The sequence below is a fragment of the Modestobacter altitudinis genome (assembly GCF_005930475.1).
Classification (GTDB): Bacteria; Actinomycetota; Actinomycetes; order Mycobacteriales; family Geodermatophilaceae; genus Modestobacter; species Modestobacter altitudinis.
Genome location: NZ_SJEW01000067.1, coordinates 16798 through 27924, shown reverse-complemented (window position 1 = coordinate 27924; position 11127 = coordinate 16798). Strand labels below are relative to the sequence as shown.

General features: G+C 73.6%; 8 protein-coding genes and 1 tRNA gene. 7 read left to right on the top strand and 2 right to left on the bottom strand.

All coding sequences use genetic code 11. The features are described 5' to 3' along the window. Positions 1-135: 135 nt before the first annotated feature. The 3 genes from FHL79_RS19965 to FHL79_RS19955 all read left to right on the top strand — a co-directional run bounded on the left by FHL79_RS19965 (position 136) and on the right by FHL79_RS19955 (position 1844). Positions 136-972, top strand: coding sequence for a thioredoxin-like domain-containing protein (locus FHL79_RS19965; protein ID WP_138760318.1), 837 nt, complete (start codon positions 136-138; stop codon positions 970-972). Positions 973-986: 14 nt separating this feature from the next. Then, a complete protein-coding gene (locus FHL79_RS19960) occupies positions 987-1697 on the top strand; it encodes a DUF305 domain-containing protein (protein ID WP_138760317.1) in 711 nt (236 codons plus the stop codon). A 75-nt stretch (positions 1698-1772) separates the two neighbouring features. Beyond that, positions 1773-1844 (top strand) — tRNA-Arg (locus FHL79_RS19955). 73 nt (positions 1845-1917) lie between these two features. Here the strand turns inward: FHL79_RS19955 and FHL79_RS19950 are convergent. Together FHL79_RS19950 and FHL79_RS19945 are read right to left on the bottom strand one after the other, a co-directional pair. Next, a complete protein-coding gene (locus FHL79_RS19950) occupies positions 1918-3558 on the bottom strand; it encodes an ABC-F family ATP-binding cassette domain-containing protein (RefSeq protein WP_138760316.1) in 1641 nt (546 codons plus the stop codon). 59 nt (positions 3559-3617) lie between these two features. Continuing rightward, the gene (locus tag FHL79_RS19945; RefSeq protein WP_138760315.1) at positions 3618-4745 is read right to left on the bottom strand and encodes an adenylate/guanylate cyclase domain-containing protein; all 1128 of its coding nucleotides are present in this window, start codon (positions 4743-4745) and stop codon (positions 3618-3620) included. Positions 4746-5058: 313 nt separating this feature from the next. On the opposite strand from FHL79_RS19945, the gene FHL79_RS19940 reads away from it, so the two are divergent. From FHL79_RS19940 to FHL79_RS19925, 4 genes are all read left to right on the top strand, one after another. Next, a complete protein-coding gene (locus FHL79_RS19940; protein ID WP_218938529.1) occupies positions 5059-5961 on the top strand; it encodes an ATP-binding cassette domain-containing protein in 903 nt (300 codons plus the stop codon). Further along, a complete protein-coding gene (locus tag FHL79_RS19935; protein ID WP_138760314.1) occupies positions 5961-6743 on the top strand; it encodes an ABC transporter permease in 783 nt (260 codons plus the stop codon). The genes FHL79_RS19940 and FHL79_RS19935 overlap by 1 nt, the downstream gene beginning before the upstream one ends. A gap of 174 nt (positions 6744-6917) precedes the next feature. Beyond that, positions 6918-10811 carry a multifunctional oxoglutarate decarboxylase/oxoglutarate dehydrogenase thiamine pyrophosphate-binding subunit/dihydrolipoyllysine-residue succinyltransferase subunit gene (locus FHL79_RS19930; protein ID WP_281283884.1) on the top strand — a complete coding sequence of 1298 codons (3894 nt, stop codon included), beginning with the start codon at positions 6918-6920 and terminating at the stop codon, positions 10809-10811. Between the two features lie 7 nt (positions 10812-10818). Beyond that, positions 10819-10998 carry a DUF6104 family protein gene (locus tag FHL79_RS19925; protein ID WP_026844576.1) on the top strand — a complete coding sequence of 60 codons (180 nt, stop codon included), beginning with the start codon at positions 10819-10821 and terminating at the stop codon, positions 10996-10998. The last annotated feature ends 129 nt before the right edge of the window (positions 10999-11127 follow it).

The window sequence follows — 11127 nt, the reverse complement described above, 5'->3', positions numbered from 1 at the left end:
GGTCGGCGGGCCAGGGCGGAGGGGCCGGCCCGCACAGCCGCCCCACCTACACTCGCTGCCGCCGGCCCGCGTGGGCCGGCGCGGTCCGGGGGTGCGCACGCGCTGCCGGGCACGCCGGCGCAGCGAGGAGCGGCAGTGGCCAAGGACCCCAAGCCCGAGAACGGCCGCGCGAAGAGCGGCCCGTCCCGTGGGGGGTCCGGCGCCAGCAGGGCGACCGGTCAGCGCCCCGGCCAGGGCGGCCGCACCCGGCCGCCGGCCAACGTCGTGACCCAGCAGCGGCCGTGGGGGCTGATCGCCGCGGCGGTCGCCGTCGTCGTCTTCGCCGCCGCGGTCATCACCTACGCCGTCGTCCAGGTCAACCGCTCCAACGCCGACAAGGTCACCTCGGCCGACCAGATCGCGGACCTGCAGACCTTCGACTACGCCAGCGGCCAGGAGCACGTCACCACCCCGGTGACCTACACCGAGTCCCCGCCGGTCGGCGGGCCGCACGACCCGGAGTGGGCTGACTGCACGGGCACCGTCTACGACGCGGACATCCGGCACGAGAACGCCGTCCACTCCATGGAGCACGGCGCCACCTGGATCACCTACGACCCGGACGCGATCAGCGACGACGACCTCTCCACGCTCGAGGACCTGGTCGACGGCCGCTCCGGCCTGCTGCTGTCCCCCTACGCCGGGCTGGGCTCGACGATCAGCCTGCAGTCCTGGAACCACCAGCTGTCCCTCGACTCGGCGACCGACGTGCGGGTCCAGCAGTTCGTCGACTTCATGACCTTCAACGCCGACTTCTACCCCGAGGTCGGCGCCAGCTGCGAGAACCCGGCGTTCATCAGCGACCCGCTCGTCGTCGGCGACAGCAGCCGCGGGGCCGCCTCGGCGGCGACCGACGCGCCGACCACCGAGACCCCGGCCACGGACGCACCGACGTCGACCACCCCGGCCGCCACCGAGACCCCGGCGCCCTGACGGACGCCGCTGCCGTGGACGACGCCGACCCCACCCCCGCACCGCCGCCTCCCGAGCGCCGGCCGCGGTCGTGGCTGACCGCGGTGCTGGTCACGGTCATCGCCGCGGGGCTGCTCGCGCTGGGCGGCGGGCTGGCGGTGGCGCTCGGCATCGGGCGGACCGACCAGCCGGCCGCGGACTCGGTCGACGCCGGCTTCTCCCGGGACATGTCCCGGCACCACCTGCAGGCCGTGGAGATGGCCAACCTGGCGCCCGGCCGCAGCACCGACCCCGACGTCGCGCTGCTCGCCTTCGACATCGCCTCCACCCAGACCAACCAGGCCGGCCGCATGCAGGGCTGGCTGACGCTGTGGGGTCTGCCGCTCACCAGCGGGGACACGATGGGCTGGATGGACGACGCGGCCGCGGGAGGGCACGACATGTCCGGGCACGACATGCCCGCGACGGGAGCCGCCGACGGCGCGGTGATGCCCGGCATGGCCACCGAGACCGAGCTGGCCCAGCTCCGCTCGCTGTCGGGCACCCCGTTCGACGTGATGTTCCTGCAGCTGATGATCCGGCACCACCAGGGCGGGCTGGAGATGGCGCAGTACGGCCAGCAGCACGCCGGTGAGGCGGTCGTGCGGGGGCTGGCGCGGTCGATCGCGGAGACCCAGACGGCGGAGACCACGACGATGGAGAAGATGCTCCGGGCCCGCGGCGGCGCCCCGCTGCCGGCCCCCTGAACCCCCCGCCGACGGAGCGGGCCCTGCTGGTAACGTCTTCCGGGCGCCGAGCACGACAGGCGCCAGCGATGACGAGCCCCCGTAGCTCAGGGGATAGAGCACTGCCCTCCGGAGGCAGGGGCGCAGGTTCGAATCCTGCCGGGGGCACCCACAGCCCAGGCTCGCACCGCACACACCGCCCGCCCGGCCCCTCGGCCGTGGCGGGCGGCGTCGTCTCGTCTCAGCCCGCCTGCACCCGGCCCGCCGTCACCTCGAACCGGCGGGTGGTGTGCACCGCCTCGAGCATCCGGCGGTCGTGCGTCACCAGCAGCAGCGTGCCCGGGTAGTCGGCCAGCGCCTGCTCCAGCTGCTCGATCGCCGGCAGGTCCAGGTGGTTGGTCGGCTCGTCGAGGACCAGCACGTTCACCCCTCGGGCCTGCAGCAGCGCCAGCGCCGCGCGGGTCCGCTCCCCCGGCGACAGCGTGCCCGCGGGCCGCAGCACGTGGTCGGCGCGCAGCCCGAACTTGGCCAGCAGGGTGCGCACCTCGGCATCGGGCAGGTCGGGCACCTCCGCGCCGAAGGCCGAGGCCAGCGGCTCGTCGCCCAGGAACCGGCCGCGCGCCTGGTCGACCTCGCCCAGCCGCACGCCGGCGCCGAGCGACGCCGTCCCCTCGTCGAGCGGGACCCGACCCAGCAGCGCGGCCAGCAGGGTGCTCTTCCCCGACCCGTTGGCGCCGGTGATCGCCACCCGGTCGCCCCAGTCGACCTGCAGGTCGACCGGGCCGAGGGTGAAACCGCCCCGGCGGACGACGGCGCCCCGCAGCGTGGCCACGACGGCACCGGCGCGCGGCGCCGGGGCGATCTCCAGCCGCAGCTCCCACTCCTTGCGCGGCTCCTCGACCACCTCGAGCCGTTCGATCCGCTTGTCGGTCTGCCGGGCCTTGGCCGCCTGCTTCTCCGACGTCGCCCGCATGTGCGCCCGGATGTTCTTGTCCGGCTCGTTGCCCTGCTTGCGCACCGCGTTGCGGACGCCCTTCGCCATCCAGTTGCGCTGCATCCGGGCGCGGTCCTCCAGGCCGGACCGCGTGTCGGAGTACTCCTCGAACTCCTCGCGGGCGTGCCGGCGGGCCACCTCCCGCTCGACCAGGTACGCCTCGTAGCCGCCGTCGTGCACCCGCACCACCTGCTGGGCCAGGTCGAGCTCGACCACCCGGGTGACGGTCCGGGCCAGGAACTCCCGGTCGTGGCTGACCAGGACGACCCCGGTGCGCAGGCCGCCGACGAAGGCCTCCAGCTGGTCCAGCCCGGCGAGGTCCAGGTCGTTGGTCGGCTCGTCGAGCAGCAGGACGTCGTAGCGGCTGAGCAGCAGCGAGGCCAGCCCGACCCGGGCCGCCTCCCCGCCGGAGAGCCCGACCGTCGGCGCGTCCAGGGCGACGCCCGGCGCGACGGAGGCCACGACCTCCTCCGCCCGCTCGGCGAGGTCGGCGCCACCGAGGGCCAGCCAGCGCTCCAGGGCGTCGCCGTAGACGTCGTCGGCCCCCGGCACCCCCTCGGTCAGCGCCTCCAGAGCGGCGTCCATGGCCACCTGGGCCGCGGCCACGCCGGTGCGCCGGGCGAGCGCGTCCAGCACCGTCTCCCCCGGCCGCCGCTCGGCCTCCTGCGGCAGGTAGCCGACGGTGGCCGACGGCGGGCTGAGCGAGATCTCCCCCGCCTCGGCCGGGAGCACCCCGGCGAGGGTCTGCAGCAGGGTGGACTTGCCCGCGCCGTTCACCCCGACCAGGCCGACCACGTCACCGGGGGCGACGACCAGGTCGAGGTCGGTGAACAGGACTCGGGCGCCGTGACCGGCGGCCAGACCACGGGCGAGCAGGGTGGCGGACACCCGCCCATCGTGCCCACCGCCCGGGACGCCGGACCACGCGGTGTCGGCGGCCGGCCCGCTCAGTCCGCGAACGGCCCGCCGGCGTCGGGCGACTCCTCGTCCCAGGCCTCGCTGGACGGGTCGTCGGCCGCCTCGGTCAGCACGTCGTCGGCGATCTCGTCGAGCAGCTGCTCCAGGGAGGCGACGCCGGGGGCGACGTCGGCGTCGGTGTCCGGGCGGCGGACCAGCCAGGGCTGCAGGTGGTCGTACCCGCGCACCGACACCCGGCGCAGCGGCCGCACCCGGTAGTCCGGCAGCCCGCGCAGCCGCCGCGCCAGCTGCTGGTCGACCAGCACGGTCGAGGGCCGGGCCAGCGAGGTGAGCCGGCTGGCCAGGTTGACCACCGGGGAGTAGACGTCGCCGAGCCGGGTCAGCACCGGGCCGAAGGCGGCGCCGACCCGCAGCGGCGGCCGGTCCGGGGCGTTCCACTCCTCGGGGAGCCGCAGCGCGATCTCGACGGCGTCGACCGGTTCCGGGGTGGTGAACAGGACACCGTCCCCCACGGTCTTGACCACCCGGCCGTGGTGCCGGGCGATGAGGTCGGCCACCAGCCCCTCGAAGTCCTCGACCATCGTGCCCAGCTCCCGGCCGCCCATGCCGCGGCTGCGCGAGGTGTAGCCGACCAGGTCGGCGAAGCCGACGGCCAGCTCCCGGCGGTCCACCGTCCCCGGAGCGGCGACGAACAGCCGGCCGGCATTCGCGGCCAGGTGCCGGCGCCAGACGTAGTCCTGCAGCTCACGCATCAGCGGCAGCAGCTGCTCCGCCGAGTGCACCACGCCCGCCTCCACCGCCGGCCGGGAGTCCGGTGCTCCGTGCGCGGGGTCCAGCAGCAGGGCGGCGAGCATGTCGGTCTGCCAGTCGGCCAGCCGGGCCAGCGACTGCCCCATCGCCCGGGCGATCGAGGCCTCTGCGCCCGGGTCGACGAAGCCGGTGTCGATCAGCGCCGAGAGCCGGGCGAGGGCGGTGACGTCGGAGTCGGTGAAGGCCGCGTCGTCGTCGGCCACGTCGGCGAAGCCGAGGGCCCGCCACAGCCGCTGCGTGCGCTCGGGGGGCATCCCGGCCAGCTCGGCCACCCGCGCGCGCGTGTAGCGGCGCGGCCCGTCGAGCAGCAGCCGCTCCAGGCTCTCCTGCGGGTCGGGGTCAGCCACCGGCCGGGGTCAGCCCCTGGGGGGCGCCCGGGCGGGAGCGGAGCCCGCGCGCGCAGCCGCCGGCCACCGTCCAGGAGGCGTTCACGGGGCGGCAACCTACCGAACAGCTGCCGTCCGCACTGTGCGAGGGGTCACTGCGGCGGGGCGCGCCCGGGCCGGGACCTGCTGGCCGCAGAGTGCCCCGATGCGCTTGGATCACCACGACGCCGGACCCGCCGGTGCCAGCGAGGAGGCCGAGATCGCCAGCGGCAGCCGGGCAGCCCTCGAACCCGTCCGGGTCGAGGTCAGCGCCCTCACCAAGACCTTCGGCAGCGTGCGCGCGGTCGACGACCTCTCCTTCACCGTCGAGCCGGGGCAGGTGACCGGCTTCCTGGGGCCCAACGGCGCGGGCAAGACGACGACGCTGCGGATGGCCCTGGGCCTGATCAACCCCGACCGGGGCACGACCACGTTCAACGGCACGCCCTACGCCGCCCTCACCGAGCCGACCCGCCGGGTGGGCGCGGTGCTGGAGACGGCGTTCCACCCGGCCCGCAGCGGTCGCAACCACCTGCGCGTCTACTGCCGGGCGGCGGGGATCCCGCTGTCGCGCGCCGATGAGGTGCTCGACCAGGTCGGCCTCGGCCCGGCCGGCGCCCGGAAGGCCGGCGGCTACTCCCTCGGCATGCGCCAGCGCCTCGGGCTGGCGACCGCGCTGCTCGGCGACCCGGCGGTGCTCGTCCTCGACGAGCCGGCCAACGGCCTGGACCCCGAGGGCATCCAGTGGCTGCGCGGGTTCCTGCGGCACCTCGCGCACGACCAGGGCCGCACGGTGCTGGTCTCCAGCCACCTGCTGGCGGAGGTGGAGCAGACCGCCGACCGGGTGGTCATCGTCGGGGCCGGGAAGCTGGTCCGTCAGGGCTCGCTGGAGGAGCTGCGCTCGGGCAGCGTCGGCAGCGTGCTGGTGCGCAGCCCGCAGACGGCCACCCTCGCCGAGCTGCTGCGCACCGACGGCACGACGGTCGTCACGACCGACGGCCACCCGGACGGGCTGACCGTCACCGGCCTGCCGGTCGAGGAGGTCGGCCGGCGCGCGTTCGCCGGCGGGATCGAGCTGCACGAGCTGCGCGCCCACACCAGCGGACTGGAAGAGGTGTACTTCCAGCTCACCGCCGGGTCGGAGCAGTACGCCGCCGGACGGCCCGCCACCGCCACGACCGGACAGGGAGCCTCCTGATGGGCGCCGTCATCGCCCGGCTGACCCGCGCCGAGTGGACCAAGCTGCTGACCACCCGGGTGTGGATCGGCCTGCTGCTGGGCTCCTGCGTGCTGGTCGGCGGCTTCGCCGCGCTGTTCACCGGCTTCGCCGGCAGCAGCGGCGGCGGTCCCGACGGGCAGGGCCTGCCGGCCATCGGCACCGCGGACTTCGAGCAGCTCGCCCTCGGTGTGTCGGCGAACGCGACGGTGCTGTTCGTGGTGCTCGGCATCATCGGCACGACGCAGGAGTACCGGCACCGCACCGCGACCCCCACCTTCCTGACCAGCCCGCACCGCGGCCGGGTGGTGATCGCCAAGCTGGTGGCCTACCTGGTGGCCGCGATCCCCATGGCGCTGCTGGTGATCGCCGTCGACGTCCTGGTCGTGTCCGTGTACGCCGGCGCGCGCGGTGCCGCCCCCTCGCTCAGCGGCGACAACCTGCGGGTGCTGGGCGGGGCATGGGCGGCGCTGGTCATCTACGCCGTGATCGGCGTCGGCGTGGGTGCGCTGGTCCGCAACCAGGTGGGTGCCATCGTCGGCGTGCTGGTCTACCTGTTCGTGGTCGAGACGATCGTGCAGGCCATCCCGGCGATCAACGGTGCCTACAAGTGGCTCCCCGGCGGCGCGCTGGAGGCGATGACGGCCACCTTCGGCCAGACCGACCTGCTCAGCGCGTGGCAGGGCGGTCTGGTGCTGCTGAGCTACGGGCTGGTGGCCGCCGTCCTGGGCACCCTGCTGGCCGTCCGCCGCGACGTCGTCTGAGGCGCGGGCCCGACCCGGCCGGGGGGGGCGGCTGGTGCCGTTCGGGTACGGCGTGAGCCGGGACACGTGCGCCACCTCACGCGACAGCGTCTACGCCCGGGGCCCCGGGCGTAGAGTCGTGACCCGGTCCAACGACGTCCACTGACGAAGAAGGCACTCGCCAACGTGTCAACCGTGAGCTCATCCCAGCCCTCCTCCTCCTCTGCCAACCCGGTGGCGGGCTTCGGCACCAACGAGTGGCTGGTCGAGGAGATGTACCAGCAGTTCCTCGCCGACCCACGCAGCGTGGACCAGGCCTGGCACGACTTCTTCGCCGACTACCGCCCGGGCAGCCCGGTGTCCGACGGTGCGGACCGCAGTTCGCAGACCGCCCCCGCGCCCGAGCAGCCTGCCCCGGCACCGGCCGCAGCCCCGGCCGCGACGAAGCCGGCCGCAGCCCCGGCCGCGACGAAGCCGGCTGCAGCGCCGGCTGCACCCGAGCCCGTCCCCGAGCCGGCCGCGCCGGCTCCCGCGGACGCCGAGGGCTCGGCCAACCGGCCGAGCAGCCCCGCCGTGCCCGCGGGCACCCCCACTCCTGCGCCGCGGGCCACCCCGGTCGACGCCCGATCGGAGGGCACCGTCGTGAACCGAGCAGCCGAACGTGCCTCCCAGCAGGTCCCCGCCGCCCCGGCGAAGCCCACGCCCCGCGCGAGCGCCGGTGAGGACGCCGGCTCCGGCCCCAAGCGCAGCCCGTTGCGCGGTGCCGCGGCGAGCGTCGTCAAGAACATGAACGCATCGCTGACGGTCCCGACGGCGACCAGCGTGCGCGCCGTCCCGGCCAAGCTGCTCGTGGACAACCGCATCGTCATCAACAACCACCTGGCCCGCGCCCGTGGCGGCAAGGTGTCCTTCACGCACCTGATCGGCTACGCGCTGGTCCGGGCGCTGGACAGCTTCCCGAACATGAACAACGCGTTCGCCGAGGTCGACGGCAAGCCGACCCTGGTGACCCCGGAGCACGTCAACTTCGGGCTGGCGATCGACCTGCCCAAGGCCGACGGCACCCGCTCGCTGGTGGTCGCCTCGATCAAGTCCGCCGAGCAGATGGACTTCGCCGAGTTCTGGGGCGCCTACGAGGACATCATCCGGCGGGCCCGCGCCGGCAAGCTGACCATGGAGGACTTCTCCGGGACGACGATCAGCCTGACCAACCCGGGCACCATCGGCACGAACCACTCGGTCCCGCGGCTGACCACCAACCAGGGCACGATCGTCGGCGTCGGCGCGATGGACTACCCGGCCGAGTTCCAGGGGATGAGCCCCGAGGCGCTGGCCGAGATGGCCGTCTCGAAGATCATCACGCTCACCTCGACCTACGACCACCGGGTCATCCAGGGCGCTGAGTCCGGTGACTTCCTGCGCCGGATGCACCAGCTGCTGCTGGGCGAGGACGGCTTCTACGACGACGTCTTCCGCTCGCTGCGGGTGCCCTACGAGCCGGTCCGCTGGGTGGCCGACAAGCGGGTCAGCCACGAGGGGCAGATCGACAAGGAAGCCCGGGTCATCGAGGTCATCGAGGCCTACCGGCGCAACGGCCACCTGATGGCCGACACCGACCCGCTGGAGTTCAAGGTCCGCACCCACCCCGACCTGGACATCGTCCAGCACGGGCTGACGCTGTGGGACCTGGACCGCTCCTTCCCGGTCGGCGGCTTCGCCGGTGAGCGGACGATGCTGCTGCGCGACATCCTCGGCGTGCTGCGCCAGTCCTACTGCCGCACCGTCGGCATCGAGTACATGCACATCACCGACCCTGAAGAGCGGCAGTGGCTCCAGGAGCGGATCGAGGTCAAGCACGACCGGCCCGATCGTGAGCAGCAGAAGCGGGTGCTCAGTCGGCTGAACGCGGCCGAGGCCTTCGAGACCTTCCTGCAGACCAAGTACGTCGGCCAGAAGCGGTTCAGCCTCGAGGGCGGCGAGTCGCTCATCCCGGTGCTGGACGAGGTGCTGCTGGCCTCCACCGAGCACGGCCTGGAAGAGGTCGCGATCGGCATGCCGCACCGCGGCCGGCTCAACGTGCTGGCCAACGTGCTCGGCAAGAGCTACTCGAAGATCTTCGGCGAGTTCGAGGGCAACATCGACCCCGGCACCGTGCAGGGCTCCGGCGACGTCAAGTACCACCTCGGCGCCGAGGGCACCTTCTCCCACGACGGCCGCTCCCTCGCCGTCTCGCTGGCCAGCAACCCCAGCCACCTGGAGACGGTCAACCCGGTGCTCGAGGGCATCGTGCGGGCCAAGCAGGACGTGCTGGACAAGGGCGAGGGCGGCTTCACCGTGCTCCCGGTCCTGCTGCACGGCGACGCGGCGTTCGCCGGCCAGGGCGTGGTGCAGGAGACGCTGAACCTGTCCCAGCTGCGCGGCTACCGCACCGGCGGCACCGTGCACGTCGTCGTGAACAACCAGGTCGGCTTCACCACCAGCCCGGCGCAGTCGCGGTCGAGCCTCTACTCGACCGACGTCGCGCGGATGATCGGTGCGCCGGTCTTCCACGTGAACGGCGACGACCCCGAGGCCTGCGTGCGGGTGGCCAAGCTGGCGGTGGACTACCGGCAGGCGTTCAAGAAGGACGTCGTCATCGACCTGGTCTGCTACCGCCGCCGCGGGCACAACGAGGGCGACGACCCGTCGATGACCCAGCCGCTGATGTACGACATCATCGACCGCAAGCGCTCGGTCCGGAAGCTGTACACCGAGGCGCTGGTCGGCCGCGGCGACCTCACGCTGGCCGACGCCGAGGAGGCGCTGAAGGACTACCGCGGGCAGCTCGAGCGGGCCTTCGCCGAGACGCACGACGCCCGGGACTCCTCGGCGCCCGGGCCGGTCATGGACCCGCGCTCACCGCAGCAGGCGACCGTCGACACGGCGATCAGCGCCGAGGTCCTCAAGACCATCGGTGACGCCCACGTCAGCTTCCCGCCGGACTTCACCCCGCACCCGAAGCTGCAGAAGATGCTGGAGCGCCGGGCGGCGATGACCAGCGAGGGCGGCATCGACTGGGCGATGGGCGAGCTGCTGGCCTTCGGCTCCCTGCTGATGCAGGGCGTGCCGGTGCGGCTTGCCGGCCAGGACTCCCGTCGCGGCACGTTCGTGCAGCGCCACTCGGTCCTCATCGACCGGGAGAACGCCGCGGAGTACACGCCGCTGTCGAACCTCACCCCCGACCAGGCGAAGTTCTTCGTCTACGACTCGCTGCTCAGCGAGTACGCCGCACTCGGCTTCGAGTACGGCTACTCGGTGGCCAACCCCAAGGCGCTGGTCCTCTGGGAGGCGCAGTTCGGCGACTTCGTCGACGGCGCGCAGATGGTGATCGACGAGTTCATCAGCTCCGGCGAGGCCAAGTGGGGCCAGCGCTCCGGCGTGGTCATGCTGCTGCCGCACGGGCTCGAGGGGCAGGGGCCGGACCACTCCAGCGGCCGGATCGAGCGGTTCCTGCAGCTGTCCGCCGAGAACAACATGACGGTCGCCAACTGCTCCACCCCGGCGAACTACTTCCACCTGCTGCGCCGCCAGGCGCTGTCGGAGGTGCACCGCCCGCTGGTGGTCTTCACGCCGAAGTCGCTGCTGCGGGCGAAGGCGGCGGTCAGCTCGGTCGCCGACTTCACCGAGCAGCACTTCCGTCCGGTGCTCCCCGACCCGGGGATCGGCGGCAAGCCGCTGGACGGCGCCGCCGTCAAGCGGGTGCTGCTCTGCAGCGGCAAGGTCAGCTACGAGCTCTTCTCCCAGCGGGAGAACGAGGGCCGGACCGACACCGCCGTGCTGCGGGTCGAGCAGCTGTACCCGCTGCCGGCCGAGGAGATCGTCGAGGCGCTGGCGCAGTACCCGAACGCGACCGACGTCGTGTGGGTGCAGGAGGAGCCGGCGAACATGGGCGCCGCCCAGTTCATGCTGGTCAACCTGCCCGACGAGCTGCCCACCGGCCGCACGCTGCGCCGCGTCTCGCGCAAGGCCTCGGCCAGCCCGGCCGTCGGGTCGGCAAAGGTGCACGAGACCGAGCAGCGCGCTCTGGTGGCCCAGGCCTTCGCGGACTGAGCCCGCCGTGTACTTCACTGATCGCGGCATCGAGGAGCTGGCCGGCCGGCGGGGCGAGGAGGAGGTCTCCCTCGCCTGGCTGGCCGACCAGCTGCAGGCCTTCGTCGACGAGCACCCGGAGTTCGAGGTGCCCGTCGAGCGGCTGGCCACCTGGCTGGCCCGCGGCGGCACCGACGATGTCGATTGAGATCCTCCGGATCTCACCGCGGCCAGGAGACGTCCCCAGCCTGCGCTGAGCCGCTTCGCTGACCGCAGGGAGGAGCCTCCGGCCCCGTCCCTGCGCTCCGCACCTCGCAGGGCGGCTCTCGTCAGTGCC

What these genes read in the sequence shown, in the direction of transcription:
- FHL79_RS19935 (WP_138760314.1), top strand. Translation starts at nt 5,961, where the DNA reads ATGGGCGCCGTCATCGCCCGGCTGACCCGCGCCGAGTGGACCAAGCTG.